General features: G+C 72.3%; 27 protein-coding genes and 3 tRNA genes. 12 read left to right on the forward strand and 18 right to left on the reverse strand.

Annotation, left to right across the window (positions count from 1 at the left end):
- Positions 1-63: 63 nt before the first annotated feature.
- Both A6A27_RS00905 and A6A27_RS00910 read left to right on the forward strand, forming a co-directional pair.
- Positions 64-139, forward strand: a tRNA-His gene (locus A6A27_RS00905).
- A gap of 246 nt (positions 140-385) precedes the next feature.
- Positions 386-1,615, forward strand: a complete 1,230-nt coding sequence (locus A6A27_RS00910; RefSeq protein ID WP_083672362.1) for a Fic family protein — start codon at positions 386-388, stop codon at positions 1,613-1,615.
- 86 nt (positions 1,616-1,701) lie between these two features.
- Here A6A27_RS00910 and A6A27_RS00915 read toward each other — a convergent pair whose 3' ends face one another.
- Positions 1,702-3,000 carry a L,D-transpeptidase gene (locus A6A27_RS00915; protein WP_073832403.1) on the reverse strand — a complete coding sequence of 433 codons (1,299 nt, stop codon included), beginning with the start codon at positions 2,998-3,000 and terminating at the stop codon, positions 1,702-1,704.
- Positions 3,001-3,219: 219 nt separating this feature from the next.
- The gene (locus tag A6A27_RS00920) at positions 3,220-4,485 is read right to left on the reverse strand and encodes a L,D-transpeptidase (protein ID WP_073832404.1); all 1,266 of its coding nucleotides are present in this window, start codon (positions 4,483-4,485) and stop codon (positions 3,220-3,222) included.
- A 188-nt stretch (positions 4,486-4,673) separates the two neighbouring features.
- On the opposite strand from A6A27_RS00920, the gene A6A27_RS00925 reads away from it, so the two are divergent.
- A tRNA-Lys gene (locus tag A6A27_RS00925) sits at positions 4,674-4,749 on the forward strand.
- 73 nt (positions 4,750-4,822) lie between these two features.
- On the opposite strand, the gene A6A27_RS00930 is transcribed toward A6A27_RS00925, so the two are convergent.
- Positions 4,823-6,079, reverse strand: a complete 1,257-nt coding sequence (locus A6A27_RS00930) for a multicopper oxidase family protein (protein WP_198940142.1) — start codon at positions 6,077-6,079, stop codon at positions 4,823-4,825.
- A complete protein-coding gene (locus A6A27_RS44755) occupies positions 6,022-6,405 on the reverse strand; it encodes a hypothetical protein (RefSeq protein ID WP_198940143.1) in 384 nt (127 codons plus the stop codon). The genes A6A27_RS00930 and A6A27_RS44755 overlap by 58 nt, the downstream gene beginning before the upstream one ends.
- 181 nt (positions 6,406-6,586) lie before the next feature.
- Between A6A27_RS44755 and A6A27_RS00935 the strand changes: the two genes are divergently transcribed.
- Positions 6,587-6,662: transfer RNA gene (locus tag A6A27_RS00935), tRNA-Lys, on the forward strand.
- A 182-nt stretch (positions 6,663-6,844) separates the two neighbouring features.
- Positions 6,845-7,573, forward strand: a complete 729-nt coding sequence (locus A6A27_RS00940; RefSeq protein ID WP_073832405.1) for a Clp protease N-terminal domain-containing protein — start codon at positions 6,845-6,847, stop codon at positions 7,571-7,573.
- 162 nt (positions 7,574-7,735) lie between these two features.
- Here A6A27_RS00940 and A6A27_RS00945 read toward each other — a convergent pair whose 3' ends face one another.
- The 4 genes from A6A27_RS00945 to A6A27_RS00960 all read right to left on the reverse strand — a co-directional run bounded on the left by A6A27_RS00945 (position 7,736) and on the right by A6A27_RS00960 (position 10,348).
- A complete protein-coding gene (locus A6A27_RS00945) occupies positions 7,736-8,254 on the reverse strand; it encodes a hypothetical protein (RefSeq protein WP_073832406.1) in 519 nt (172 codons plus the stop codon).
- 124 nt (positions 8,255-8,378) lie between these two features.
- Positions 8,379-8,567, reverse strand: a complete 189-nt coding sequence (locus A6A27_RS00950; RefSeq protein ID WP_073832407.1) for a DNA repair protein — start codon at positions 8,565-8,567, stop codon at positions 8,379-8,381.
- 64 nt (positions 8,568-8,631) lie between these two features.
- Positions 8,632-9,660 carry a sensor histidine kinase gene (locus A6A27_RS00955; RefSeq protein WP_073832408.1) on the reverse strand — a complete coding sequence of 343 codons (1,029 nt, stop codon included), beginning with the start codon at positions 9,658-9,660 and terminating at the stop codon, positions 8,632-8,634.
- Positions 9,653-10,348, reverse strand: a complete 696-nt coding sequence (locus A6A27_RS00960) for a response regulator transcription factor (RefSeq protein WP_073832409.1) — start codon at positions 10,346-10,348, stop codon at positions 9,653-9,655. Before A6A27_RS00960 ends, A6A27_RS00955 begins: the two co-directional genes overlap by 8 nt.
- A gap of 129 nt (positions 10,349-10,477) precedes the next feature.
- On the opposite strand from A6A27_RS00960, the gene A6A27_RS00965 reads away from it, so the two are divergent.
- Positions 10,478-11,143: a GNAT family N-acetyltransferase gene (locus tag A6A27_RS00965; protein ID WP_073832410.1), complete on the forward strand. Its 666-nt coding sequence runs from the start codon at positions 10,478-10,480 to the stop codon at positions 11,141-11,143.
- A gap of 200 nt (positions 11,144-11,343) precedes the next feature.
- Here the strand turns inward: A6A27_RS00965 and A6A27_RS00970 are convergent, their stop codons facing one another.
- From A6A27_RS00970 to A6A27_RS00985, 4 genes are all read right to left on the reverse strand, one after another.
- The gene (locus A6A27_RS00970) at positions 11,344-12,051 is read right to left on the reverse strand and encodes a TetR/AcrR family transcriptional regulator (RefSeq protein ID WP_073832411.1); all 708 of its coding nucleotides are present in this window, start codon (positions 12,049-12,051) and stop codon (positions 11,344-11,346) included.
- A complete protein-coding gene (locus tag A6A27_RS00975) occupies positions 11,984-12,484 on the reverse strand; it encodes a thiol-disulfide oxidoreductase DCC family protein (RefSeq protein ID WP_073832412.1) in 501 nt (166 codons plus the stop codon). The genes A6A27_RS00970 and A6A27_RS00975 overlap by 68 nt, the downstream gene beginning before the upstream one ends.
- Positions 12,481-12,999: a hypothetical protein gene (locus tag A6A27_RS00980; RefSeq protein WP_073832690.1), complete on the reverse strand. Its 519-nt coding sequence runs from the start codon at positions 12,997-12,999 to the stop codon at positions 12,481-12,483. The genes A6A27_RS00975 and A6A27_RS00980 overlap by 4 nt, the downstream gene beginning before the upstream one ends.
- A gap of 551 nt (positions 13,000-13,550) precedes the next feature.
- A complete protein-coding gene (locus A6A27_RS00985; RefSeq protein WP_073832413.1) occupies positions 13,551-15,002 on the reverse strand; it encodes a glycoside hydrolase family 3 N-terminal domain-containing protein in 1,452 nt (483 codons plus the stop codon).
- Positions 15,003-15,126: 124 nt separating this feature from the next.
- Between A6A27_RS00985 and A6A27_RS00990 the strand changes: the two genes are divergently transcribed.
- Positions 15,127-16,302, forward strand: coding sequence for an ROK family transcriptional regulator (locus A6A27_RS00990; RefSeq protein ID WP_073832414.1), 1,176 nt, complete (start codon positions 15,127-15,129; stop codon positions 16,300-16,302).
- Between the two features lie 114 nt (positions 16,303-16,416).
- Here the strand turns inward: A6A27_RS00990 and A6A27_RS00995 are convergent, their stop codons facing one another.
- Together A6A27_RS00995 and A6A27_RS01000 are read right to left on the reverse strand one after the other, a co-directional pair.
- Positions 16,417-17,427 (reverse strand): ABC transporter permease subunit, encoded by a 1,011-nt coding sequence (locus A6A27_RS00995; protein ID WP_073832415.1) that lies wholly within the window; start codon positions 17,425-17,427, stop codon positions 16,417-16,419.
- A complete protein-coding gene (locus A6A27_RS01000; RefSeq protein WP_073832416.1) occupies positions 17,424-18,443 on the reverse strand; it encodes an ABC transporter ATP-binding protein in 1,020 nt (339 codons plus the stop codon). The genes A6A27_RS00995 and A6A27_RS01000 overlap by 4 nt, the downstream gene beginning before the upstream one ends.
- Before the next feature lie 27 nt (positions 18,444-18,470).
- On the opposite strand from A6A27_RS01000, the gene A6A27_RS01005 reads away from it, so the two are divergent.
- Positions 18,471-19,370, forward strand: a complete 900-nt coding sequence (locus A6A27_RS01005; RefSeq protein ID WP_241825019.1) for an ABC transporter ATP-binding protein — start codon at positions 18,471-18,473, stop codon at positions 19,368-19,370.
- A 17-nt stretch (positions 19,371-19,387) separates the two neighbouring features.
- Positions 19,388-20,287 carry a ribokinase gene (locus A6A27_RS01010; RefSeq protein ID WP_073832691.1) on the forward strand — a complete coding sequence of 300 codons (900 nt, stop codon included), beginning with the start codon at positions 19,388-19,390 and terminating at the stop codon, positions 20,285-20,287.
- Between the two features lie 23 nt (positions 20,288-20,310).
- On the opposite strand, the gene A6A27_RS01015 is transcribed toward A6A27_RS01010, so the two are convergent.
- Both A6A27_RS01015 and A6A27_RS01020 read right to left on the reverse strand, forming a co-directional pair.
- The gene (locus A6A27_RS01015; protein ID WP_073832418.1) at positions 20,311-20,892 is read right to left on the reverse strand and encodes a hypothetical protein; all 582 of its coding nucleotides are present in this window, start codon (positions 20,890-20,892) and stop codon (positions 20,311-20,313) included.
- A 46-nt stretch (positions 20,893-20,938) separates the two neighbouring features.
- Positions 20,939-21,421, reverse strand: coding sequence for a DUF6232 family protein (locus tag A6A27_RS01020; RefSeq protein ID WP_073832419.1), 483 nt, complete (start codon positions 21,419-21,421; stop codon positions 20,939-20,941).
- A gap of 202 nt (positions 21,422-21,623) precedes the next feature.
- On the opposite strand from A6A27_RS01020, the gene A6A27_RS01025 reads away from it, so the two are divergent.
- A complete protein-coding gene (locus tag A6A27_RS01025; protein WP_241825020.1) occupies positions 21,624-21,998 on the forward strand; it encodes a nuclear transport factor 2 family protein in 375 nt (124 codons plus the stop codon).
- Here A6A27_RS01025 and A6A27_RS01030 read toward each other — a convergent pair.
- Positions 21,944-22,462, reverse strand: a complete 519-nt coding sequence (locus A6A27_RS01030; RefSeq protein WP_073832420.1) for a DUF6232 family protein — start codon at positions 22,460-22,462, stop codon at positions 21,944-21,946. The genes A6A27_RS01025 and A6A27_RS01030 overlap by 55 nt on opposite strands.
- A gap of 98 nt (positions 22,463-22,560) precedes the next feature.
- Here A6A27_RS01030 and A6A27_RS01035 point away from each other — a divergent pair, with 98 nt between their 5' ends.
- Positions 22,561-23,334, forward strand: coding sequence for an enoyl-CoA hydratase/isomerase family protein (locus A6A27_RS01035; protein ID WP_073832421.1), 774 nt, complete (start codon positions 22,561-22,563; stop codon positions 23,332-23,334).
- Between the two features lie 113 nt (positions 23,335-23,447).
- The gene (locus A6A27_RS01040) at positions 23,448-25,070 is read left to right on the forward strand and encodes an acetolactate synthase (RefSeq protein ID WP_073832692.1); all 1,623 of its coding nucleotides are present in this window, start codon (positions 23,448-23,450) and stop codon (positions 25,068-25,070) included.
- Between the two features lie 79 nt (positions 25,071-25,149).
- On the opposite strand, the gene A6A27_RS01045 is transcribed toward A6A27_RS01040, so the two are convergent.
- The gene (locus tag A6A27_RS01045) at positions 25,150-25,557 is read right to left on the reverse strand and encodes a PLD nuclease N-terminal domain-containing protein (protein ID WP_073832422.1); all 408 of its coding nucleotides are present in this window, start codon (positions 25,555-25,557) and stop codon (positions 25,150-25,152) included.
- Positions 25,558-25,562 lie beyond the last annotated feature (5 nt).

Raw genomic sequence — 25,562 nt, forward strand, 5'->3', positions numbered from 1 at the left:
ACGGCAGGGGTGTGGCTATTATTAGTCCGCGCCCCGCCCGGCTCGACCGGCGCGGAGAGCATGGTGGCTGTAGCTCAGTTGGCAGAGCACCGGGTTGTGGTCCCGGTTGTCGTGGGTTCAATTCCCATCAGTCACCCCAGCAAGTGGATCAGATCCACCTGACCTCAGGCCCCCTCTGACGAGGGGGCCTGAGTCGTCTTGGGGACGTAGTAGGGAGATTGTGGGCCGGTCCCCGAGCCCGAGGGCGAATCGCCCGTGCCGAAACAAACTCCCATCCCGGGACGGCGGTACGGGGTGCTCTCCATCCTGTCTCTTTGTCTTTTTCTTTGCGACAAAGCCAGGCTGGGGCTACGGTTGTCTCATTCAAAAAGACACAAGGACAAGCATGTCGATCTACGAGACACCCGAGCTGACCGACAAAGATCGGTCTGTCCTGTCCGAGATATACGAGATGCGAACGAGCCTGGCAGACGTCCTCCGCACTCCTCGCCGTTGGACCGGCGGGCTGCGTAGGACGATGCTCGCCCGGGCCATCCTCGGCTCGAACAGCATTGAGGGGTATGTCGTCGCCGAGGACGATGCCGTTGCGGCGCTTGAGGACGAGGAGCCGCTGAGCGCGGACCAGCGAACCTTCGCGGAGATCCGCGGCTACCGGCAAGCGCTGGGCTACGTCCTGCAGTGCGCCGGCGATCCCCACTTCCGCTACGACACCTCAATCATCCGCAGCATGCACTACATGATGCTGTCGCACGACCTTTCGAAGAGCCCGGGGCAGTACCGCCAGGGGCCGATCTACGTGCACGACGAGCGAACTGACCGGCGCGTGTATGAGGGTGCGGACCTGACCGAGGTGCCGCTACTCATGGAGGTGTTGGCAGAGCGTCTGCGCTCCGACGGGTCTGTCGATCCGCTGGTGAGAGCAGCGATGGCGCATCTGAACCTGGTGATGATCCATCCGTTCCGGGACGGCAACGGGCGCATGGCTCGCGCTCTCCAGACGTTGGTGCTGTCCCGGGACGCGATCGTCGAGCCGGCGTTCTCCAGCATCGAGGAGTGGCTCGGGAGCAACACCGAGGACTACTACCGGGTGTTGGCGATCACCGGCAAAGGAAGCTGGAACCCGCAGGAGTCCGCCCAGCTATGGGTGTCATTCAATCTCCGCGCCCACCACATGCAGGCGCAAACTGTGGCCCGGCGATTCCAGGAGGCATCCGCGATCTGGGCGGAGCTTGACGCCCTGGTCGCCGCTGACAAGCTTCCGGACAGGGTTACGGGTCTGCTCTATGAGGCCGTCCTCGGATACCGGGTCCGGCGTCCCCTCTACGTGAAACTCGCCGAGGTCGAGGATCGAACCGCCACCCGTGATCTTGTCCGTCTCGTAGATCATGGTCTGCTCGAGGCGCGCGGCGAGAGGCGTGGCCGTCACTACGTCGCCGGTGCCGCCCTTGACCAGGTCCGGCGGCGGATCCGCGAGCAGCGCCGGCCTATCGAGGATCCCTACCTGGGGATGCCGGTGGTTCTTGCCACCGAAGCGGCAGCTCTCACCGGGACGGCACGCCCGGACGGCAGATGGAGTGCGGCGGCGGCCAGGGGCAACTCACCTCCGCATGCCTAGCCCTCATCTCCGGGGCGCCTCCGTCATGCCGGCCGGGGACGCGCCGGAACCCCCTCCGCTGGGAAGGGGCTCCGGGTACGCGTTGGTCAGGCGTTCGGCGTGGCGCTCGGGTCCGCGCTCGGGCTGGTGTCGTCACCCGGCTGCGCCGGCGGCTCGTACGGCAGGGCGCTGCCCTTGACGTACTCGTCCCAGCTCATGTTCCAGTCGGTCCAGCCGTTGCCGTTCTGGAGCTTGCGCTCGGTGCCCTTCACCGTGATCGGATCGCCGATCCGGGTGTTGGCGAAGAGCCAGGCGCCCTCCTTCATCGAGACGTTCACGCAGCCGTGCGAGACGTTGACCCGGCCCTGCACCCCCTCGGACCAGGGCGCGGCGTGGATGAACTCGCCGCCCCAGGTGAGCCGCTGGGCGAAGTCGATGTCGGTGCGGTAGCCCTCCTCCGGACCCAGCTCCTCGCGGGTGTCGAAGACCGTCTTGCGGAGCTTCTCGATCACCACCATGGTGCCGCTGGACGACGGGGTGGTCTTCTTGCCGAGACTCACCGGGATCGTCCGGATCACCTTGCCGTCCTTGGTGACCGTCATCCGCTTGGTGCGGTTCTCGACGGTCATGACGAACGACGGGCCGATCTTGATGTCGACGGTCAGGTCGGCTCGGCCGTACCAGCCGTCGCCGAGCGGGAGGCCGCCCGCCTGCACCCGGTACGACACCGTGCTGTTGGCCCGCCAGAACGTCTTCGGCCGGTAGCGCACCTCGGTGGGGCTCGCCCAGTGCCAGATGCCCTCCTGGGCCGGCTTCGCGGTGACCGTCATCCGGCGTTGCACGTCGTCCCGGTAGTCCTGCGGGATGGCCCGGCTGAACCTGACGATCAGCGGCATGCCCACGCCGACGACCTGGTTGTCGGCGAGGAAACTGCTGACCCGGACCTGCTTGCCCGGCTTGGCCATGGTGGTGAAGGTGCTGGTCGCCGTCGCCGGCTTGCCGTCGTCGCCGGTCGCGGTCACCGTCGCGGTGTACGTCTCGCCGTACTTCAGGGCACCGGCGGGGAGCCAGCTCTTCCCGTCCTCCGCGAGCGAGCCCTCGACGACCGTGCCGGCGGAGTCCTTGAGCTCGACGGCGGTCTCATTCGCCTCCTTCGTGGTGAAGGTGATGGCGGTCGAGGCGGGCACGTCCTTGGCGTCGGCCACGGGCTCGCTGATGGTGGCGGCCGCCTTCGGGCCCTCCTCCCCGCCATGCCAGCTCGACGGCTTGTCGCCGCCGCCACCGCCGCCGGTGCAGGCGGAGGTCAGCGCCATCGCGGCGGCGAGCACCGCGGCCGCGAACATCCGGCGCCCAGTGCCGCGCCGGGCGGTGCCGCGCCGGATCAACTCATCCTGGCTAGCTCGCATGGTTCCCCCACAGTCGTCATCCCCGGTCCCATCGTCCTCTACAGACGCGCGGGTACCCATACCCGTTGCCGGAAGTGAACCGAAACACGCCGGGCGCGACGTAACGATTCTGGTATGTTACGGCGCTTCATGAACCGGGCTCGTCTCTGCCTCGGTCCGGCGCCGCCCGACGGCCGCCGGCGGTGGCCCGGCGGGTGCCACCGCGCCGCCGCCGATCAATCAGAAGGCCGGTCCCGCACCCCCGTCGGGCACCGGCAGCGCGCTGCCCGCGACGAACTGCGACCAGTTCATGCTCCACGCCGTCCAGCCGTTGCCCGGCGCCAGCTTCCGCTCGGTGCCCCGGACGGTGATCGGGTCGCCGACCAGGGTCTGGCCGAACAGCCACCGTCCGCTCGCCATCGAGACGTTCACGCAGCCGTGCGACACGTTCTGCCGCCCCTGCACGCCCTCGGACCAGGGCGCGGCGTGGATGTACTCGCCACCCCAGGTGATCCGCTGAGCGAAGTCGATCTTCGTGACGTACCGGTTCTGCGGGTCCGGGTCGTCCCGGGTGTCGAAGACCGTCGACTCCTTCTTCTCCATCACCACCATGGTGCCGCTGGAGGAGGGGGTGCTCTTCTTGCCGAGGCTCACCGGCAGGGTGCGGACCAGGGCGCCGTTCTCGTACACGCTCATCTTCTTGGTCGCGTTGTCGACCTTCATCTCGAAGGCGCGCCCGATCTTCGCGGTCGCGCTCCGGTCGACGTTGCCGTAGCGGCCGTTGCTCAGCGGGATCCCGGCCAGCGCCAGCCGTACGGTGATCGTGGTGCCCGGCTTCCAGTACTCCGGCGCCCGGTAGTACGCCTGCGTGCCGTTGTCGACCCAGTGCCACGCGCCCGGCTGCGGCGGATCGGTCTGCACGAACATCCGCTTCTGCACCGCGGCCCGGTCCTTCTTCGGGATGCCCGGCGAGAACTCGGCGACCACCGGCATCGCCACGCCGTACGTCTTGCCGCTGAACAGGTAGAGCCCGGAGCCGATCATCGACTTCGGCTTGGCCATCGTGGTGAAGGTGCTGGTGCCCTGGTGGGTCTGGCCGTCGGTGCCGGTGCCGGTGACCGTGGCGGTGTACCGGGTGGCGTACTTCAGCGGGGCGGAGGGCACCCAGGAAGAGCCGTCGCGCCGCAGCCGGCCCGCCACGGTGGTGCCGTTCGCCGCGGTGAGCACGACCTCCGACACCTTCCCGCCGCCGGGAACGGTCGCGCTGATCTCGGTGCTGACCGGGCGCTTGTCCGACCCGTCGGTCGGGTTCACCTTCAACGGTGCCGCAGCTGTGCCCGCCGGTTCGCTGGTCGGGCTGCCCGCTACGGCGCCCGGTACGACCTGCTGCTGGCTGGCAGCCCCGGATGCCGGCTTCTTCTCGTCGCCCCCGCAGCCGGTCAATGCCAGCGACGCCGTGAGAACCAGAGCGCCCAGCATCGCCCCGGCCCGCCCGAACCTGCCCATCCCCACCTCTGTTCTCGCGTGCCTGGCGCACATCGTGCCGTATCGCTGCCTTGGCGTTGGGCCCCTTGCGCCTGCGGGTGGGAGATTTTGTACGGTCTTGCCCGTTAAGCTCGACCGAAGGGGGGAGCCGGGGATCGGATTGGAACCCGGGTCGGGGGCCGTGCTAGTGTTCTCCCCGTTGCCAGCGAGCGCCGCTAGCTCAACTGGCAGAGCAGCGGACTCTTAATCCGCGGGTTCGGGGTTCGAGTCCCTGGCGGCGCACCAGCACTCATCTGGGCATTCATCCTTAACGGATGGGTGCCCAGACGTCATTTCGGGGACGTGAAGGTTTCGGCCGTCACAACTCCGGAGAGGGCAGGTCACGGCAGGGGGCGGCCTTGACCGGGTCATCGCCCCCGCCGGGACGCCCCACCCGGAACTGGGCCATCATGTCGTGATCCTCGTGCACCAGGTTGTGGCAGTGGATCATGTACTTGCCCTGGTGCGGCCCGAACCTTGCGATGACCCGTACCGTCTCGTTCTCGCCCACGTACACGGTGTCCTTGGGACCGAGCTCGTAGTCGAACGGCGGCTTGCCGTTGCGGTCCAGGATCTTGAAGTCGATCAGATGGACGTGCACCGGGTGGAACCAGCCGCGCGAGGTGTTGACGAACTCCCAGATCTCGGTGTCGTTCAGGCCCGGGTCCGCCCACACGTACTCGTACCCGGAGTCCGCCGCGTCGTGCCAGGTCTTGCCGTTGATCGCCCACTGGCCGTCGGCCCGCATGAACTCGAACCGGCGGGTCCTCAGGTTCGGCGTCTCGACCAGGTCCATCGCCGGCGGCTTCGGGTTGAGCAGGTCCGGGATCGCGTTGCCGCGCAGATCGGTCGCATCGCCGACCACGTCGAAGGCCATCACGTTCCGGGTGCCGTCGTAGTCGACGGCGTTCTGCACCCCGAGGTTCTCCAGGACGATCCGCTGACCAGTGCGGTACGTGGCGAAGTCGATGACGACCTCGTACCGCTCGGCCATGCTCTGCCGGAACGTCGTGGTCCGCTGAGGGAACTGCCTCAGGCCGCCGTCCGTGCCGATGATCCAGAACGGGTCACCGGTGCTGAGCCGGAAGGCGTACCCGCGGGACAGCGAGGCGTTCAAGAAACGGAAGCGGTACTTGCGCCGCTCCACCTTCATCACGGGCCAGGGCCTGCCGTTGACCAGGATCACGTCGCCGTAGAGCCCGGAGTGGCTGTGGTCGTCGTAGATCATGTTGCCGCGTTCGTCGAACATCGCGTCCTGGATGATCAGCGGCACGTCGTAGTCGCCGTGCGGGATCGGCAGGCTCTGCTCCAACTCGTCGGTCATGATGTACATCGCCGCGAGGCCCATGTAGGCGTTCTCCGCGGTGTGGTGGAGGCCGTGGTCGTGGTACCACAGCGTCCGAGCATCCTGGTGGTTCGGGTAGTGGTAGTCCTTCCACTGGCCCGGCCCGGTGACGTCGTTGGCGTATCCGTCGTACTGCGGAAACGAGCCCGAGCCGTGCAGGTGGGTCGACGTCATCACCTGGTAGCCGAGCGTCGGGTGCCGGCCGGGCAGGTTGTTGATCTGGCGGACCACCGCGGGCCGCCCGCGCCGCACCTTATCGTCGGGCCGGCCGGGATCCCGTTGTAGGCCCAGAGGTCGCTCTTGTACCCGGGCAGGACCTCCACCTGGGTGGCCTGCTGCTTGATCTCGTAGAAGTCGTAGCCGTCGTCGGCGGCCCGCCAGACCGGCCTCACCACCGGCGGCGACGCGAACGGAACGGTGAAGGGCGCGGGCAGCCTGCTCTCCGCGATGCGGCTCACGCCGTTGGCTGCCGTGGCGCCGCGTTCGAACGGCAACGTCGCCGCGGCGGTCCCCAGGACGCCGAGCTTGAGCATGTCCCGGCGGCTCAGCATGGCCATGACATCGTCCTTCCCCAGCGTCGGTCGCCTGACCCGCACGCGCCGGCCGGGACCAGCATAGGAACGCCGCAAGGTCGGTTTCCTGGCTTTGCACCCACGGGTGATCCGCCCGTAGCGGGTGCGGGTACTCCCGCCGGTTCCGGTCGCGGGGCGTGTTACCGTTTCTCCCCGTTGCCAGCGAGCGCCGCTAGCTCAACTGGCAGAGCAGCGGACTCTTAATCCGCGGGTTCGGGGTTCGAGTCCCTGGCGGCGCACCAGCAGTAACACAGTCAGGCCCGGTCCACCGTGGACCGGGCCTGACTGCTTTTCTCCGCCCCACGGGTCCGACGGCGGGCCAGGCGACGGTTGGAGTGGCGGGACCCGCAGGACTGCGAGATCCTGCGCTCGCACTCGTCAACCAGTGGTTGACGTTGGCCATGCGTCAACTTATGGTTGACGCATGACGGAGCCCTTGAAGATGACCCATCCCGTACGCCTTGACGACCTGATCGAAGGCATCAAGCAGGCGCACACCGATGCGCTGGACCAGCTCGCCGACGCCGTGCTGGTGGCCGACCACCTGGGAGACGTCGCCGACCACCTGATCGGTCACTTCGTCGACCAGGCCCGGCGCTCGGGCGCCTCCTGGACGGAGATCGGCCGCAGCATGGGGGTCAGCAAGCAGGCCGCCCAGAAGCGGTCCGCCGCGAAGGCCGAGACGGCCGCAGCGCTCGACCCGAACGCCGGGTTCGGCCGCTTCACCACCCGGGCGCGCAACGTGGTGCTGGCCTCGCAGGAGGAGGCGCGTACCGCCGGCAACGCCGAGATCGGTCCGGAACATCTCGCCCTCGGCCTGCTCGCCGAGCCGGACGGGCTCGCCGCCCGGCTGATCGAGGCGCAGGGCGTACCCCAGGAGCGGCTGCGGGAGGTCCTCACCGCGGCCCTGCCGGCCAAGGCCGACCAGCTCCCGGATCTGATCCCCTATGACGCGCGCGGCAAGAAGGTCCTGGAGCTCACCTTCCGGGAGGCGCTGCGGCTCGGCCACAACTACATCGGTACCGAGCACATCCTGCTCGCCCTCATCGAGGAGGAGGGCGGCGACGGGGTGCTGGCCGGCCTGGGGCTGGAGAAGGCCACCATGGAGGCCGCAGTCAGCGGCGCCCTCGCCGAGATCGCGCGGCGGCGCTGACCCGCCTGCGGGGGATCCGGATCCCCCGCGCGGGGGAGCCCCGGACGATTCCCGGCCGGCAGAGTCGGAGCTGGCACGTCGGTGCCCATGGCGGGCACCGACGGCACCCGGTACCGCCAGCCGGGTACGCGGCTCGGGGCGCGTACCCGGCTGGCGGGGACGTCAGTCGGCGGTGGGGAAGCCGTACCGTTCGGCGTGCTCCGGGTCGGCTGGGTCGATCTGGCGGATGCCGGCGTCGGCGAGTCGCTTGTTGACCTCGTCGAGGCGCTCGCGCACCAGCCGGGCCTCCTCCTCGGTGACCCGGCCGCGATGCGGCTTCCCGGCGTGCTCGATGGTGCCGTAGTCGACCTTCTCCGCGCTCCGCCGTGCCTTCGGCGGCTTGACCCGCTCGGCGGTACGCAGGAGCTGCGCCATCGGCACGTCGGTCGCCATCGCGTCGAACTCGCTGGCGGTCAGCACCACCCGGCGCGGCTCGCCGCCGCCGTGCTTGTCGTGGATCTCCACCACCGCCACGTCCAGCGCCGCGTCGTCGATGCTCTCCACCTCGACGGGGGTGGCGTCCAGTTGCACGGGCCCGGCGACCAGGTCAGGGTGCTCCAGCACGACGACCTTGACCACCTCGTCGTCGGCGCGCAGCACCGTGCCACTGAAGTCAGAGACGTGGATCGTCTTCTTGCCCATGCGCGGAGCTTCTCCTGTCGTAGACCGGGATTCGGACCACAAGACGCTACCGCACACATGTGCGAAGACCCCGGGTGGAGCGCCCGGGTGTGTCGCCGCCTTGACCCGTCCGTCGGGCCGGACGTCAGCGGCTGTTGAGGCCGTGCCGGGTCGAGGTGCCGGCCGGCAGCGCGTTCAGCTCCGCCCAGGAGAGCTGGCCGGCGCTCCGGGCCTCCCGGTGGGCCGGCTGCGCCGGAAACCCTTCGGCCGGCCCGGCAGCCGGCCAGCTGCGCTCAATTTCCTGCTGGTACCGGTCATTCGGCTGATTCGGCATGACCCTTACCGTCCCAAAGAAATTTGTCCATGTATGGAAATGGATATGACGCAGCGTCGATGCGTCAGGTTCCCGTCGCCGGTAACCGGACGACGAATCGGCAGCCGCCGGCGACGTTCTGTACGTCTACCCGCCCGCCGTGCGCGTCAATCAGACCGTGGACGATGGCGAGCCCCAGCCCGCCCGATCCCTCGACGCCGCCGTTGCCGGAGCGCGGAGTCCGCGCCGGCTCACCCCGGAACGCCACGTCGAACAGGCGGGGCAGGTCCCCCTCGGGGATACCACCGCAGGTGTCCGTCACGGCCAGCCACGCGATGTCGGAGTCGCGGCCGGCATCCACCCGTACGGTGCCGTCCTCCGGGGTGTAGCGGACCGCATTGAGCAGCAGGTTGCCCACCACCCGAGCCAGCTCCGGCTCGCTCGCGGCCACCGTCGGCCAGCCCGACTCGGCAGCCACCAGCCGGATCCGCCGAGCGGCGGCCAGCGGCGCGGTGCTGGCCAGGGCGTCCGAGACCACGTCGCCGAGCGGCACCGCGGACAGCGACAGCCGCAACGCGCCCGCGTTGATCCGGGAGAGCTCGAACAGGTCGTCCACCAGCCGGGCCATCCGGTCGGTCTCCAACCGGATCCGGCGGTGGTACTCGGCCACCGTCCCCGGGTCGTGGACCACCGCGTCCTCCAGCGCCTCGGCCATCGCCCGCAGGCCCGCGAGCGGGGTGCGCAGGTCGTGCGAGACCCAGGCGACCAGGTCCCGGCGGCCCTTCTCGATCCGCCGCTCCCGCTCCCGCGCCTGGTCCGCCCAGACTGCGGCGGCGGCCAGCCGGCGGCCGAAGAGCCAGCCGACCGCGAGGCTCACCACCGCGGCGGCCGAGACGGTGATCAGCACCACCTCCAGGTCGTGCGGGGAGAGGAACATCGCCTCGGCGACCACCGCCACCCCGGCCACCACCGCGCTCACCGTGACGGTCAGCAGCACGACGATGTGTCCGGTGATCGACCGCCCACGCAACAGCCGCAGGGCGATCGCGCCGACCAGCCCGACGCCGAGCGCCGCGACCAGCGCCACCCCGAAGATCAGCGCCAGGTCACGCATCGCCCGGCTCGTAGCGGTAGCCGACGCCCCAGACGGTGACGATCCGGCGCGGGTTCGCCGGGTCCGCCTCGATCTTCTCCCGCAGCCGTCGCACGTGGACCGTCACGGTGGACTGGTCGCCGAAGCTCCAGCCCCACACCCGCTCCAGCAGTTCGGCCCTTCGGAACGCCCGCGTCGGGTGCCGCATCAGGTGCGCCAGCAGGTCGAACTCGCGCAGCGTCAGGGTCAGCTCCCGGCCGTGCAGCCGGGCCACCCGGGGCCCGGTCTCCACCGCCAGGCCGTCGTCGGTCAGCACCTCGGCGGGTACGCCGGGCGGCTCGCCGCCGACCCGGCGCAGCACGGAGCGGACCCGCAGCACCAGTTCCCGGGGGGAGAACGGCTTGCTCAGGTAGTCGTCCGCGCCCAGTTGCAGGCCGAGGATCCGGTCGGCCTCGTCGCCGCGCGCGGTCAACATGACGATGGGTACGCCGTCCGGCCGCTCGCGCAACCGTCGGCACACCTCCAGCCCGTCCAGCACTGGCAGCATCAGGTCGAGCACCACCAGCTGGGGCGGGTGCCGGGCCACGGCGGCGAGCGCGGCGGCCCCGTCCCCGACGTGGCTCACCTCGTAGCCCGCGTGCTCCAGGTAGCGGCAGACCACGTCGGCGACCGTCCGGTCGTCGTCGACCACCAGTACCCGCTGCGCCACCGCGTACCTCCCGTCGTGGGGTCAGCGTATCGACGGACCGGGTAGTGGATCTATTGCGAGTTCCTTACGGGCGGGGTGGGCGTACCGTGATCACGACAAGCGTGGCGGCCGGGCGAGGAGGTGTGCCGCGTGCTGGACCGGCGGTTGTTCCTGCACCTGGCGACCTGGCTGGGGCAGTGGCCGGCCGGGCCCGGGCTGCACGTGGTCCGCTCGCACCGCCGGGCCCGGCCGGCGTGGGACGGCCGGCTGCGGCCCGCCCTCGCTGTCGCGTCGCCCGACTGCGCGATCCTCTCGGTGCCACCCGACCGGGTGCCCGCGGTCCGGGCCCTCGGGTCCGCGCGGCCGCTCGACGAGCTGCTGCCCGCCCTGCCGGCGGCGGTCGGGCTGCCGGAGTTCACCACCCACGCCGGCAGGTTCCGGTGGAGCACCGCCCCGGCACCGCTGCCCGACGCCGGCGAGTGGATCCCGCCGACCGCGCCCGGTCTGCCGCCCTGGCTGCGGCTCTTCGACAGGGAGGTGCTGGTGGTACGCGACGCCGACGGGCGGTACCTGGCCGGCGCGGGGATCAAGCGGCACGACGCGTACGGGCACGAGCTGGCCGTCGGCACGGTGCCGGGCGTCCGGGGACGGGGGCTGGCCCGGCGGCTGGTCGCGCAGGCGGCCCGGCGGGTGCTCGACGAGGGAGCGGTGCCCACCTATCTGCACAACTTCGACAACCACGCCTCAGCCCGGGTGGCCGAGGCGGCCGGCTTCCCGGACCGGGGCTGGACCTCGTACGGCGTCTTCCCCCGCTGATCGCGGGTGGGTGCGGATCGCGGGTGGGCGCGGACCGTGGATCCCGGGCCGGATCCACGGTCCGCAGCCTCTCCTCCCAGGTCCCGTCACGGGTAACGCTAAGTGTTGGCGTGCTGCCGGAGCAAGGGGTGATCGGCGGTTTGGTGCTGTCCGGTAATGGACTTGACCTGCGGTTTAGTCGGGCTGGCGGCCTTCGTTGGTCAGTGACGCAGCGTGTGGATGAGGGTGATCACCTGGCGGGTCACGGGGCGCAGCACCCGCAGCCGGGACAGCCCCACCAGCCGGTCGACCAGCGGCACCGCACCGTCGATCAACTGCCGCGTCTTCACCTGCGCCGGCGAGCGGTCGTGCACCCAGTAGAGCACCACGCCCATGTACGCCAGCCAGAGCAGCTCCGGCAGCGCCGGCCGCAGTTCGGCGTCCACCCGGGCGGTGGAGCCTTCCAGCACCTCGCGGAAGAGCGCGATCGACGCCTCCCGTGGCTCCGACGACTCCGACGAGAACGGGCTGAGCGGCGAGGTCGGCTCCGCCGCCGTCTTGAAGAAGGTGGCCGCGAACGAGTGGTACGGCGTCAGCACGTCCACCCCGGCGTGCAGCACCCCGGCCAGCCGGGCGGCGAAGTCCCGCTCCCGGGCCAGCGTCGGCGCGGCCGCCGCCCGGTGCTCGTGCTGGGTGCCCGCGTAGAACTCCTGGATCAGGTGTTCCTTCGAGCCGAAGTAGTAGTAGGCGTTGCCCACCGCCACGCCGGCCTCCTGGGCGATCGCCCGCATGGTGGTGCGGGCGTAGCCCCGCTCGCGGAACAGCCGCATCGCGGTGTCCAGGATCAGCTGCCGGGTCTGCTCACCCCGGGCCGTCGCCCCGGTGCTCGGGCCATCCGCACCGGTCGTCGACGCAGTCTGCTCGGTCATCGTGGTCACCGTATCCCGGGTCCGGCCAGGGCTGGCGGACCAGTTCGCGTACCGAGGAGGCGGTCGCCACCACCCGCCGCGCCAGCGGCAGCAGGTCGCGGCGGGCCAGCCGGTCCGCGGTCCGGCGGTGGTCGGCCAGCGCCCAGAGGCAGGCGAACCAGGCACCGTCGCCCGCGTACACCGCGCCGGTGTCGGCCACCACGGTCAGGTCCCGCAGGGTCGCGTCGTGGTCCAGCCCGGGGAAGCGCCGCCGGGCCTCCGCCGAGCCGGCCGGCACGAACTCCAGGGGTACGAGCTGGGCGCGCGACGCGAGCCACTGCCGGGCGGCCCGGCACAGCGGGCAGTGCGCGTCGTAGAGGACGGTGAACCAGCGGATCCCACCGGCCCCGTGCCCGGTGGGATCCGCCGGCTGCCCGCCGGGTACGAGCGTCATCGCACCGGTGGCGTCGGGCCGGCCGGTGGCGTGGGCCCGGTGGGCGGTGTCGGACCGGCCTGGGTCGCCGGGCCGGTCTGGGGCGTCGGGCCGGCGGGGTTGACCGGCCGAGCGCCGGGCTGCGCGGGCAGGTAGCCCACCGGGGCGAGCGGTGGGTGGGCGGCCGCCTGCTGGCGGAGCCGACCGCGCCGGTACCGGCCGAGCGCGAAGACGTTGAAGAAGTGCAGCGCGCCGAGGACCAGCAGCACCCACCCCACCTTCATGGACAGCTCCTCCAGCGCCTGGCTGGTGGTGCCCACCGCGTCGGCCTCCTTCATCGCCACCGTCACGTAGCCGAGGTTGAGCAGGTAGAAGCCGACGACCAGCAGGCTGTTGACCGCGTCCGCCAGCCGCTTGTCGGCGAAGACGTCCTCCAGGAAGACCAGCCCGTTGCGGGACAGCGCCCGGGCCACCCAGACGGTCAGACCAATGCTGACCGCGAGGTAGGCCAGGTACATCCAGACCTTCACGTCCATCTCGTCGCCCTTCTTGAACGCGTTCAAATCGAGGTCGCGCTCAGCGTACGACAGGATTTGAACGCGTTCAAGAGAGGGGCGACGCCGGCACGCGACCGCGCGGCCGGGTCACCGGCCGCGCCGGGGAGGCGGCAGCCGATCCCGTCGGAGCGCCCTGCCGCGACGCTACGAAGGGGAGGCGGCGGCCGGCGAAGTCGGAAACCAGCCCGTCGGAGTTTCCTGCTGCGGCGCTACGAACTTGATGACGTGAACGGATCGGTCCGGCGGAGGTGGTCCTCGTCGGGCCCTTTCGAGCTGATGGCATGAACGACTCGGCCACGGCGCCCGGGCTGAATCGTTTGCGCCATCAGCTCTGTAGGGGCCGCGCAGGAAGCGGTCCGTCGCCCACGAACGCTCACCGGGCGGGCACTTGCGTGGGCAGTGGCCACGGCCGGTGGGGGCGCGCGACACGACGACGCCGAGCGGAGGGGCCCGGCCCGGGCCCGACACACCACGACGCCGACCGGAGGGCCCGGCCCGCGCTCGGCGGGCGACGGCCGCGGTGGGGCGGCTCAGCCGGTCAGGCCGAGCACCTCCGCCGCGGCCCGGCCGTTGGCGTGGCTGGCGCCGTACGTGGTGACGAAGGCGCGGGCGCCGGCGGGCCGCCAGGCACCCGGCCAACCCATCTCCACCACGGTCACCGGGTGCGCGGCAGCCAGCGCCTCGACCAGTTCCCGCGCCCCGGGCAGCCGGTGCAGGTGGCGGCCGACCAGCACGATGGGCCGGTCCCCGGCCCAACGGCGCAGCTCGTCCGGGTCGGTCTCGCCCGCGACGGCGCGGACCTCCTCGGCCCGGGCCAGGTGCGGCCCGAGCCCCCACGGTACCCGGCCCTCGGCGATGGTCGAGGTGGCGTGCACCTGCACCACCAGCGGCGCGGCCAGGCCGGTGACGTCGCCCTCGACGCGTACCGCGCGCAGGGCGGCGGCGTAGCCGAGGCCGTCCGGGCCGCTGGTCGGCGTGCCCGCCGTCCCGGTCCAGGCGGCCAGTTCGGCGGCACGGCCCGCCGCCTCCTCGACCCGCGCCCGGTCCAGCCGGCCGTCGCCGAGCGCGCCGACGATCTCCTCGACCACCAACTCCACCAGATCGGCGTCCACCTTGGCGCCGATGCAGAGCAGGTCCGCGCCGGCGGCCAGCGCGCGTACGGCGGCCGGACCGACCCCGCCCGCGGCCAATGCGGCCCCCTTCATCTCCAGCGCGTCGGTGATCACGGCGCCGGTGAAGCCGTACTCGCCGCGCAGCAGGTCGACCAGGACCGCCCGGCTGAACGTGGCCGGACCGTCGCCGGTCAGCGCCGGCACCCGGATGTGCGCGGTCATGACGGCGCGTACCCCGGCGTCGACCACCGCCGCGAAGGGCGGCAGGTCCCGCGCGCGCAGCACCGCCGGGGGCACGTCGACGGTGGGTAGTTCGTAGTGCGAGTCGGCGACGGTCGCGCCGTGGCCGGGGAAGTGCTTGGCGCAGGCGGCGACGCCGGCGGACTGGAGGCCGGCCACCGCGGCAGCCGAGTGGGCGGCCACCCGGAGCGGGTCGGCCCCGAAGGAGCGGGTGCCGATCACCGGGTTCTCGTCGGCGGTGTTCACGTCGACCGTCGGCGCCAGGTCGAGGGTGATGCCGAGCGCGGCCAGTTCGGCGCCGATCGCCGCGTACACCTGGCGGGTCAGCGTCACGTCGTCGACCGCGCCGAGCGCCGCGTTGCCCGGGTACGGGCTGCCGGTGGCGTGGGCCAGCCGGGTGACGTCGCCGCCCTCCTCGTCGATCGCGATGATGGCGTCCGGGCGGCCGGCGCGCAGCTCGGCGGTGGTCGCCGCCACCTGGGCCGGGTCGTGGATGTTGGTGCCGAACAGGGTGTGCCCGGCGAGCCCTTCGGCGAGCAGGTCCACCGCCCAGTCGGGCGGGACCGGGCCGGGGTACGCGGCCAGCAACGTGCCCAGCGCCAGCCGACGGAGTCCTGGATCCAGGCCCACGAGTCTCCCCTTTCCCTGCCGGGTCGTCCGACGACTCCGGATCGGAGCGGCCGATACGCTAGCGGACACCCCTCGGCAGGACTTTTTGTGGTTAGCAAACTTTACTGAAAATAGAGGACCTGGCATGAGTGCGACCCGGCTGCCCGGCACCCCCCGCCTGTTGCGGGCGCTCAACGACCGCGCGGCGCTGGAACTGCTCCTCGAACGCGGGCCGCTCACCCGGGCCCGGCTCGGCGAGCTGACCGGGCTCTCCAAGGTGACCGCGTCCCAGCTCGTCGAGCGGCTGGAAGAGCGCGGCCTGGTCACCCGGGTCGGCGAGCAGGCCGGCGGGCGGGGCCCGAACGCCCAGCTCTACGCGGTCCGGCCCGGCAGCGCGTACGTGGTCGGCGTGGACGTCGACGCCGAGCGCGTGGTGGCGGCCTGCGCCGACATCACTGGGGCGGTGATCGGCCGGGTCGAGCAGTCGACGAAGGACACCGACGACCCGGTGGGCGTGGTGCACAACGCGGTGGTCGAGGCGGCGAGCAGCGCCGGCGCGGAGCTGTCGAGCGTACGGCGGATCGTGCTCGGTACCCCCGGCCTGGTGGACCCGGGCACCGGCGACATCACCTTCGCGTTCAACCTGCCGCGCTGGCACCGCGGCCTGCTCGCCGCGCTCCGCGAGGACCTGCACACCCCGGTGGTCTTCGAGAACGACGTCAACCTGGCCGCCGTCGCCGAGGCGCAGTCCGGCGCGGCGCAGGGCGTCTCGGACTTCGTCCTGGTCTGGGTGGGCGCCGGCGTCGGCCTGGCGATCATGCTCGGTGGCCGGCTGCACCACGGCAGCAGCGGTGCGGCCGGCGAGATCGGCTACCTGCCGGTGCCCGGCGTACCCATCCCGCGGGACGTCTCGAAGCGGGCCAAGCCGGCGTTCCAGCAGCTCGCGGGTGCCGACGCGGTCCGTGCGGTGGCCGCCGAGCACAGCTTCGCCGCGGAGAGTGCGGCCGACGCGGTGCGGGCCGCCATCGCCGCCGGCACGGCCGGCGGACCGATGCTGGACGAGTTGGCCCGCCGGCTGGCCCTCGGGGTGGCCAGCACCTGCGTGGTGCTCGACCCGCCGCTGGTGGTGCTCGCCGGCGAGGTGGGGCAGGCGGGCGGGGCGGCGCTGGCCGAGCGGGTGCAGCATGAGGTAGCGGCGATCACCCTGGTCCGGCCGCGGGTGGTCACCACCGGGCTCACCGAGGAGCCGATCCTGCGCGGCGCGCTGCGCACCGCGCTCGACGCGGTGCGCGACGAGGTGTTCGGCTCGACGGTCGGTTGACCGTCCGCCCGTCGTCGCCCACGCCGCCATGTGAAGGAATTCTTCACGAGCTGGCGATCGTCTGCAAGGAGTTGCCGGTGCGGCCCCCGGCGCCGAGGGCCGCACCGGCCCGGCTCAGATCAGGTCGCGACGGCGGAACGCGGCGAACGCGGCCCCGACCAGCACCACGGTCAACCCGAGCAGCACCGCCAGCCCGGGTCGCCAGGTCAGGGTGTACAGGCCCTGGCAGAAGCCGGAGATGTCGCCCTGGCAGGCGCTGCGGTCCCAGAACTCGACCTCACCGCTGAGCCAGGCCCCCAGGTAGCTGGAGAGCATCCACTGGTCCGGACGGGCCACGTCGAGGATCTGCAGCACCAGTCGCGCCCCCAGCTCCCACACCACCAGGTACGCGGCCACCGTGCCGAGCGCCGCGGCGGTGTGCCGGCCCAGCGTCGCGATGGCGAAGCCGACCGCCGCGGCGATCAGCACCAGCGCCATCCCCCGCCCGTGCTGGACGCCCAGCGACGCCCAGAACGACCCGTCCATCGGGCCGGGGTACCCGACCGTCTGGCCGATCAGCCAGAACACCGTCAGATACGCCGCCGACGCCACCGCGGAGAACACCAGCAGCCCGGCGAGCAGCGTGCCGAGCTTGGCGCCGAGCACCGCCCACCGGCGGGGTCGCCACAGCAGCAGGTTGACCACGCCGCCCGAGTTCAGATCGGCGCCGATGTAGGAGGCTCCGACCAGGAAGCCGAACAGCACCAGGAACGCGATCAGGAAGTAGAGCAGCGGCTTGGCCTCGGTGGCGAAGACGAACACTCCGCTGAGGTAGTCCGAGGTGGTCGGCAACCGCTCCATCCGCCCCGGGTCCACCTCGGCGCAGTCCTTGGGCACGTAGTCGTGCTCCTGCGGCTCCACGGTCCCGGCCTTGATGGCCAGACAGCGATCGTGCGCCGCCTCCAGCTGCGCGATCTGCTCCGCGGCCTGCGCCCGGGCCCGGCTCAACTCCTCGGCCGAGGGCTGGTGTGAGCCGGCCAGCGTGGTCCCCGCGGTCACCGCGAAGGCGACCAGCAGCAGCACCACCATCAGTTGCACGAAGCGGCGGGCGGTCAGCCGCTCCAACTCGGCACGGACCAGGTTCACGCGTCCACCTCCTGGCTCTCGCGCGCGTCGAGGTCGATCACCACGTCGTCCGAACCGGCCGGTGGGCGTATCGACCCGTCCACCTGCCGGGGCACCGTGGGGTGCGGGGTGGTGCCGGTCAGCTCCAGGAAGACGCTCTCCAGGTCCGGGCGGAGCGGGATCAGCTCGCGCACCCAGAGACCCTGCTCGCCCAGCGTGCGGCTGATCAGCTCCGGGTCGTCGACCCCGGCGACCAACAGGTGCTCGGGATGGGCGGTGACCGACATGCCGGCCTGGGCCAGCAGCTCCACGGCCCGCTCCGGCTCGGCCACCCGGACCTGCCACTCGTGCTGGTCGAAGCCGTCCAGCACCTCCTCCACCCGCCCGTACGCCACCCGCCGGCCCCGGCTGATGATCGTCACGTGGTCGCAGATCAGCTGGATCTCGGCCAGGATGTGGCTGGACAGCAGCACGGTCACCCCGGACGCCGCGAGGGAGCGCATCAGGTCCCGCATCTCCCGGATACCGGCCGGGTCCAGCCCGTTGGCCGGCTCGTCGAGGATCAGCAGCTCCGGGCTCTTGAGCAGCGCCGACGCGACGGCCAGCCGCTGTTTCATGCCCAGCGAGTAGCCCTTGACCCGCTCCTCGCTCCGATCCCGCAGGCCGACCTGCTCCAGCACCTCGTCCACCCGGCCGGTGGGCACGCCCCCGGCCACCGCGAGCAGCCGCAGCGTACGGCGGGCGGTGAAGTTGCCGAAGAACTGCGGGCTCTCGACGATCGCGCCGACCCGCCCGGCCACCTCCGGCAGCCGCTCCGGGGAACTGGCCCCGAGCACGCTCATCCGGCCGGCGTCGGCCCGCACCAGCCCGAGCAGGGCGCGCAGCGTGGTGGTCTTGCCCGAGCCGTTCGGCCCGAGGAAGCCGTGGATCTGCCCCGACTCGACCAGCAGGTCGAAACTGTCGACGGCGACCCGGCGCCCCTGGCGCAGGGTGTGGAACGTCTTGCGGAGACCGGCGATCTCGATGACCGCGCTCATCCCCGCGGCTCCTGGCTGGTGCCGGGCATGAACCATCCTCCGGGTGTGGTGACCAACGACACGGTGCCCCACCCTATGGCGGCGGCCCCGCCCGTGGGGGGCGCCGCACGGGCTGCGTGGTTGGATGGACCGGTGACTCATGACCTGGATGTGGTGGTCAGCCTCGACGGGGTCGGCGTCAAGCGCTCCGGCACCGCGCTGCTGCACGACCTCGACTGGCGGGTCGAGCTGGACGAACGCTGGGTGGTGCTCGGCGCGAACGGCGCCGGCAAGACCACCCTGCTCAACCTGGCCGCCGGCCGGCTGCACCCGACCACCGGCACCGCGCACGTCCTCGGCGAGCGGATCGGCCGCACCGACGTCAACGAGCTGCGGACCCGCATCGGCCTCTCCACTGCCACGCTGGCCGAGCGGATTCCCGGCGACGAGCGGGTCGCCGACGTCGTGGTCACCGCGGCCTGGTCGGTGGTGGGCCGCTGGCGGGAGAACTACGACCGCACCGACGAGCTGCGCGCCCAGTCGCTGCTGCGCCAGCTCGGCGTCGGCCACCTCGCCGAGCGGGCGTACGGCACGCTGTCGGAGGGGGAGCGCAAGCGGGTGCAGATCGCCCGCGCCCTGATGACCGACCCGGAGTTGCTGCTCCTCGACGAGCCGGCCGCCGGGCTCGACCTGGGTGGGCGCGAGGACCTGGTCGCCCGGCTCGCCGAGCTGGCGTACGACCCGGACGCCCCGGCGCTGGTGCTGGTGACCCACCACGTCGAGGAGATCCCTCCCGGCTTCACCCACGCCCTGCTGCTGCGCGAGGGCGGCGTGGTGGCCCAGGGTCTGCTCGCCGACACGCTCACCGCCGACAACCTGTCGAAGACCTTCGGCCTGCCGCTGGTCGTGCAGCGCACCGGCGACCGGTGGACCGCCCGGGCCGCGTGACCGGAGTAGGGGCCACCGTGCCGCAGACCCGGGTCGCCGTGGTGGGCAGTGCCAACATGGACCTGGTCGGCACCGCCGCCGCGCTGCCCCGCCCCGGCGAGACCGTGCTCGGCAGCGACTTCGTGATGCTGCCCGGCGGCAAGGGCGCCAACCAGGCCATCGCCGCCGTGCGCGCCGGCGCCTCCTGCGTCTTTCTCGGCGCCATCGGCTCGGACGCCTTCGGGGTCACCCTCAAGGCCCGGATCACCGCGGCCGGCGTGGACACCAGCCAGCTCCGGGTGGTGTACGGGGCCTCGGGCGTCGCCCTGGTCATGGTGGGTGGTGCGGGGGAGAACGCCATCCTGGTCACGCCCGGCGCCAACGGCGCGTTCACCGGCCTCACCCAGGGCGAGCTGGACGCCGTACGCGCAGCGGATGTGCTGGTCGCGCAGCTGGAGGTGCCGGTCGAGACGGTGACCGAGGCGGCGGTCGCGGCCCGGGCGGCGGGCACCCGGGTGGTGCTCAACGCGGCGCCGGCCCGACCGGTGCCGGCGGAACTGCTCGCCGCAGCGGACCTGCTGGTGGTCAACGAGACCGAAGCGCACGCCCTCACCGGACGGCGCCGGGACGAGCCGGACGCACTGCTCGACCTGGCGCCCCGGGCGGTGCTGACCCTCGGCGCCGACGGTGCCTGGTACGGCGACCGGGACGGCACGTCCGTGCACGTCCCGGCCGTGAAGGTCGACGTGGTCGACGAGACCGCCGCCGGGGACGCCTTCACCGCCGCGCTCGCCGTCGGCTGGGGCGAGGGCCGGGACCTCGTCGACGCGGTGCACTGGGCGGCGGCGGCCGGCGCGGCCTGCGCACGCCGGCTCGGCGCGTCGGTGGCGATGCCCCGCCGGGTGGAGATCGACGAGCTGTACACCCCGCCGGCCTGACCGGCTACGCCGCGCCGGCCCGGTCAGTTGGCTGCGGCGTCCCGGTCGGTCGGGTCGTCGACAAGGCGTTCGCCGCGGCGGCGGAGCATGCCGAGGCCCGGGATGCCGGCGACGGCGAGCTTGAGGTCGCGGGTGACGGCGAGCAGGTCGTGCAGGTCGGGGCCGACCCGGTCCAGGGTGGCCAGGATCGGCAGCACGTCCGAGGTCAGGTGCTCCTTCAGCTTCGGTAGTTCGTCGACCAGCCGGATCGCGGCGGTCACCTCCTCCGGGCTGAGGGCCACCGCGTCGGCCTCGCCGACCACTGCGGCGGCGGCCGTGGCGACCTCGGTGGCCGTCTCAATGGCGCCGGTGGCGGCGGCGCTGATCACCCCGACCTCCCGGACCGCGGCCTCCGCGTCGGTGAGCACCCGGTCGGTGCGGTCGAGCGTGCCCTCGATCCGGTCGACCACCCCGTTGATCCGGCGCAGCAGCGCCTCCACGTCGTCGAGCACCGCGAAGGCACGGGCCGGCACGGCGGCGAACGCGGCGGCCGAGCCGAGCGCCTGGTCCAGGGCGGAACGGGTGAGCCCGACGACGGCGCCGGGGCGGGGGAGGGAAATCGCCATGCCCACCAGTGTGCGTTGCCCCGACCAGCGTCGCCGGGTGGAGCGGTCAGCGGCGCTCGCCCTGCTGCTCGACGGCGCGCTGCACCGCCCGGTAGATCTGCCCGAACCGCAGCGCGTCCGGTGTCCGCAGCAGCATCACCTCCCGCCCGTGGTGCTGCACCCACAGCTCGTGCACCCGGTTGCCGCGGTCGTAGGAGCGGTCCAGCCAGCCGAGCGGCGCCTCCAGAAAGGGGGTGAGCGCGAGCGCGGCGACCGCGCAGCCGGCCAGGACGACCAGGGCGAGCTGCCAGTTGCCCCGGTCCTGTGCGGCCCAGGCGAGGGACAGTACGCAGACCACGGCCACCAGCGGCGGCAGCGACAGGAGCAGGACCAGGACGCCGCGGCCGAGGACCCGGGACCGCACGGCCAGGGTGGTCGGTCCGCGCGCGTGCCAGACGTACGTGACGTCGGCGAGGGTGACGACGTGCCCGCCCGCGTGGATGGCCTCGGAGGTGACCTGTACCGCGTCGTCCCGGTAATAGAGGGTCATCACTCAGATTAACCACCCGGTTTCAAGCCCCGGGTGCTGGCGAGAGCCGCGTTGGCGGTCCGGGCTCGGGGTTCCGGCTCCAAACCCCGACCGGCCGCGGGGACAACGGAAACACGACCGGCCGGGTAGCGTCCGGGCGCATGACGGGCCCGAACGGCGCCGGTGCCCCGGCGGCCCCAGCGAGCAGGAGCGCAACGTCGAGGTGGTCCGTCGGTACCTGCGGACGTTCGTCAGCAAGGACCTGGCCGAGTTGGCCGAGGTGGTCGCCGAGGACGTGGAGATCTACGGCTCGGGCACGGCGGTGCGCGGCCGGCACTACCCCGAGGTCGCCGTCTCCTCGCCCGGGTTGACCGTCGTCGACCAGGAGATCCTGGAGATCTTCGCGGCGGAGGACCGGGTGGTCGTCTCGCTGGCGCAGACGTACCGGCGGGACGCCACGGGGGCGACGACCGTGCAGAGCGCCTGCAAGATGTACCGGCTGGCCGGCGGGCGGATCGTCCAGTTCTGGGGCGAGCAGGACACCTATGGCCTGCTGCGCGGCCTGGGGCTGCTGCCGGACGAGCCGATCGCCTTCTGACGGCGGGGCACCTGCCCGCTCTCCATGGCGCGCTGCACCGCCCGGTAGATCTGGCCGAAGCGCAGCGCGTCGCCGCTGCGCAGCAGCCGCACCGGCTGGCCCCGCCAGCGCGCCCACATCTCCAGTTCCCGGCTGCCCCGGTCGTACGACCGGTCGAGGTGTTCGAAGAGGACGTCGGCGAGCGGCCCGACCCCGAGGCCGACGAGCACGGAGGCGCCCACGATGGCGATCGTCACCACCGGCGCGGGCCGCAGCCAGATGGCCAGCGCGACCCCGAGCACGGCGGCCGCCACCGGCCCGGCGAGGGCCGCCCCGATGGCGCCCCGGCCGGCCAGTACCCGCCAGGAGCGGCTGCCTCGGCGGTGCCACACCACGCTGATCTCGGCGAGCGGGAACGTCCGGCCGTCGACGCGCACGGCGGTCGAGGTGACCTGCACGGACCTGTCGTCGTAATAGGTGATCATGGCCTTACTCCCGGTGGCAGGGCAGCTACCAGACTACTTGCCCCAACGACCCGGGCCGTAAGGTTGGCACGCGACTTCGACGAGGAAGTGAGGGCAGCGTGGGCGAGTTCGTCAGGCTGGAAGTGAAGGACGGCATCGGCACCATCCGGCTGGAGCGGCCGCCGATGAACGCGCTCAACACCCAGGTGCAGGAGGAGTTGCGCGCCGCCGCGACCGAGGCCACCGCGGACGCCGAGGTCCGCGCCGTCATCGTGTACGGCGGGGAGAAGGTCTTCGCCGCCGGCGCGGACATCAAGGAGATGGCCGACATGTCCTACGTGGACATGGCCGCCCGCGCCGCCGACCTCTCCAGCGCGCTGGGCGCCATCGCCCGGATCCCGAAGCCGGTGGTCGCCGCGATCACCGGGTACGCTCTCGGCGGCGGTTGCGAGCTGGCCCTGGCCTGTGACTGGCGGGTGGTGGCCGAGGACGCGAAGCTCGGCCAGCCGGAGATCAAGCTCGGCATCATCCCGGGCGCCGGCGGCACCCAGCGGCTGGCCCGGCTGGTCGGCCCGGCCCGGGCCAAGGACCTGATCATGACGGGCCGGATGGTCGACGCGCAGGAGGCGCTGCGGATCGGCCTGGCCGACCAGGTGGTCCCGGCCGCCGAGGTCTACGACGCCGCCGTCGCCTACGTGAAGCCGTTCCTGACCGGCCCGGTGCAGGCCCTGCGGGCCGCCAAGCTGGCCGTCGACGGTGGCCTGGACATGGACCTCAACTCGGGCCTGGCCTGGGAGAGCCAGCTCTTCGCGGCGCTCTTCGCCACCGACGACCGGCGCGAGGGTATGGCCGCGTTCGTCGAGAAGCGCAAGCCAGGCTTCACCGGCCGCTGAGCCGCCTGCCCCCGGGTCGGCGGCGCACCTCCGTCGCCGGCCCGAGGCCGGTTCACATTCCGCCTACCGGCCAGTAACGTGTGCCTCCGGTCCTGGGACGAAGGGGAGTGGCGATGACGGAACGGGTCGAGGGGCACGGCGGGGAACTGGCGCTGGCGGCGCTGCGCGCGCACGGCGTACGGGAGATGTTCACCCTCTCCGGCGGACACGTCTTTCCACTCTACGACGCCGCGCACCGGACCGGCTTCCCGATCTACGACGTCCGGCACGAGCAGTCCGCCGTCTTCGCCGCCGAGGCCGTGGCGAAGCTCCAGCGCCGCCCCGGCCTGGCCGTGCTCACCGCGGGCCCCGGCGTGACCAACGGTGTCTCCGGGCTGACCAGCGCCTTCTTCAACGCCTCCCCGGTGCTGGTGCTGGGCGGGCGGGCCCCGCAGTTCCGCTGGGGCTCCGGCAGCCTGCAGGAGATGGATCACCTGCCCCTGGTCGCCCCGGTGACCAAGTACGCCGAGACGGTGTTCAGCGCCGACGACATCCCGCGCGCGGTCACCGCCGCCCTCACCGCGGCGCTCGCCCCGCACCGCGGCCCGGTGTTTCTCGACTTCCCCCTCGAAGCGGTCTTCTCGGTCGGCGACGCCGACCTGCCGGCCGTCAGCCCGGTCGCCCCGCTGGACGCGGACCCGGACGAGGTCGCCAGGGCCGCCGGCCTGATCGCCGGCGCCGCCCGCCCGGTGATCATCGCCGGTTCCGACGTGTACGCGGGCGACGCGACCGAGGCCCTGCGGGCCGCCGCCGAGTCCCTCCAGGTGCCGGTCTTCACCAACGGCATGGGGCGGGGCGCGCTGCCGCCGGAGCACCCGCTGGCCTTCGCCAAGGCCCGTCGGGTCGCCCTCAAGGGCGCCGACGTGGTCGTGGTCGTCGGCACCCCGTTGGACTTCCGGCTGAGCTTCGGTGACTTCGGCGACGCGCAGGTCGTCCACATCGTGGACGCGCCGAGCCAGCGCGCCGGGCACGTCCGGCCGGCCGTCAGCCCCGCCGGCGACCTGCGGCTCATCCTCACCGCGCTCGCCGAGCACTCAGGCGACCGGGCCGACCACGCCGACTGGATCGCCCAGCTGCGCACCGCGGAGGACGCCGCGAAGGCCCGCGACGCCGAGGAGATGGCCGCCGAGACGGACCCGATCCGCCCGGCCCGGGTCTACGGCGAGCTGCGCCGGGTGCTCGCCGCCGACGCGATCACCATCGGCGACGGCGGCGACTTCGTGTCGTACGCCGGGAAGTACCTGGAGCCGGCGCAACCCGGCACCTGGCTCGACCCCGGCCCGTACGGCTGCCTCGGCACCGGCATGGGCTACGCCATAGGAGCCCGGGTCAGCTACCCCGACCGGCAGATCTGCGTGCTGATGGGCGACGGCGCCGCCGGCTTCTCGCTGATGGACGTGGAGTCCCTGGTCCGGCAGCAGCTTCCGGTGGTCATCGTGGTCGGCAACAACGGCATCTGGGGGCTGGAGAAGCACCCGATGCGGGCCATGTACGGCTACGACGTGGCCGCCGACCTCCAGCCCGGGCTGCGCTACGACAAGGTGGTCGAGGCGCTCGGTGGCGCGGGCGAGACGGTGGAGAAGGCCGCCGACCTCGGCCCGGCTCTGACCCGCGCCTTCGACGCCGGCGTACCGTACCTGGTCAACGTGCTGACCGACCCGTCCGACGCGTACCCCCGCTCGTCCAACCTGGCCTGATCCGCGGCCGGCGATCGCCGTCGCCGGAGTGACCGGCGACGGCGGTCGGGTCGTCGGGGTGAGCGGACTGCCAGCGGGCTCAGACCTCCGGCCGGTCCCGGTCGCCCTCCCGGCGGCGCAGCTCCTCCTCGCGCTTGCGCAGGTCGTCCTCCCAGCGCCGGAGGAGTTCCTGGTCGTCGCGGCGGGACCGCTCGGCCAGGGAGGACAGGAACGCCGGGTCGTCGTCCGGCGCCACCGGCCGGCGGCGGTCCTGTTCGGAGAACCCGTTCCCCATCGGCCAGGGGGTGCGGGGTCGGCGACCGGTGTGCTCCCGCCCGGCGGCGAACCAGGCGACCGAACCGATCAGCGGGAAGAACAGGATGATGAGCACCCAGGCGATGCGGGGCAGCGCCCGGATCTCACCCTCCTCGGCGGAGAGACAGCTGATCAGTGCGCAGACGGCGAGCACGACCTGGGCCAGGAAGAGGAGCCCGTACAGGCGATACATGCCGG

It is taken from the genome of Micromonospora sp. CB01531, from assembly GCF_001905095.1.
Lineage (GTDB): Bacteria > Actinomycetota > Actinomycetes > Mycobacteriales > Micromonosporaceae > Micromonospora.

Bases quoted from the DNA above. Each gene is read 5' to 3' on its own strand.
- A6A27_RS00910 (WP_083672362.1), top strand. From the start codon at position 386: ATGTCGATCTACGAGACACCCGAGCTGACCGACAAAGATCGGTCTGTC.
- A6A27_RS00915 (WP_073832403.1), bottom strand. From the start codon at position 3,000: ATGCGAGCTAGCCAGGATGAGTTGATCCGGCGCGGCACCGCCCGGCGC.
- A6A27_RS00920 (WP_073832404.1), bottom strand. From the start codon at position 4,485: ATGGGCAGGTTCGGGCGGGCCGGGGCGATGCTGGGCGCTCTGGTTCTC.
- A6A27_RS44755 (WP_198940143.1), bottom strand. From the start codon at position 6,405: ATGGCCATGCTGAGCCGCCGGGACATGCTCAAGCTCGGCGTCCTGGGG.
- A6A27_RS00940 (WP_073832405.1), top strand. From the start codon at position 6,845: ATGACGGAGCCCTTGAAGATGACCCATCCCGTACGCCTTGACGACCTG.
- A6A27_RS00945 (WP_073832406.1), bottom strand. From the start codon at position 8,254: ATGGGCAAGAAGACGATCCACGTCTCTGACTTCAGTGGCACGGTGCTG.
- A6A27_RS00950 (WP_073832407.1), bottom strand. From the start codon at position 8,567: ATGCCGAATCAGCCGAATGACCGGTACCAGCAGGAAATTGAGCGCAGC.
- A6A27_RS00955 (WP_073832408.1), bottom strand. From the start codon at position 9,660: ATGCGTGACCTGGCGCTGATCTTCGGGGTGGCGCTGGTCGCGGCGCTC.
- A6A27_RS00970 (WP_073832411.1), bottom strand. From the start codon at position 12,051: ATGACCGAGCAGACTGCGTCGACGACCGGTGCGGATGGCCCGAGCACC.
- A6A27_RS00975 (WP_073832412.1), bottom strand. From the start codon at position 12,484: ATGACGCTCGTACCCGGCGGGCAGCCGGCGGATCCCACCGGGCACGGG.
- A6A27_RS00980 (WP_073832690.1), bottom strand. From the start codon at position 12,999: ATGGACGTGAAGGTCTGGATGTACCTGGCCTACCTCGCGGTCAGCATT.
- A6A27_RS00990 (WP_073832414.1), top strand. From the start codon at position 15,127: ATGAGTGCGACCCGGCTGCCCGGCACCCCCCGCCTGTTGCGGGCGCTC.
- A6A27_RS01000 (WP_073832416.1), bottom strand. From the start codon at position 18,443: ATGAGCGCGGTCATCGAGATCGCCGGTCTCCGCAAGACGTTCCACACC.
- A6A27_RS01005 (WP_241825019.1), top strand. From the start codon at position 18,471: ATGAACCATCCTCCGGGTGTGGTGACCAACGACACGGTGCCCCACCCT.
- A6A27_RS01015 (WP_073832418.1), bottom strand. From the start codon at position 20,892: ATGGCGATTTCCCTCCCCCGCCCCGGCGCCGTCGTCGGGCTCACCCGT.
- A6A27_RS01020 (WP_073832419.1), bottom strand. From the start codon at position 21,421: ATGACCCTCTATTACCGGGACGACGCGGTACAGGTCACCTCCGAGGCC.
- A6A27_RS01030 (WP_073832420.1), bottom strand. From the start codon at position 22,462: ATGATCACCTATTACGACGACAGGTCCGTGCAGGTCACCTCGACCGCC.
- A6A27_RS01040 (WP_073832692.1), top strand. From the start codon at position 23,448: ATGACGGAACGGGTCGAGGGGCACGGCGGGGAACTGGCGCTGGCGGCG.
- A6A27_RS01045 (WP_073832422.1), bottom strand. From the start codon at position 25,557: ATGTATCGCCTGTACGGGCTCCTCTTCCTGGCCCAGGTCGTGCTCGCC.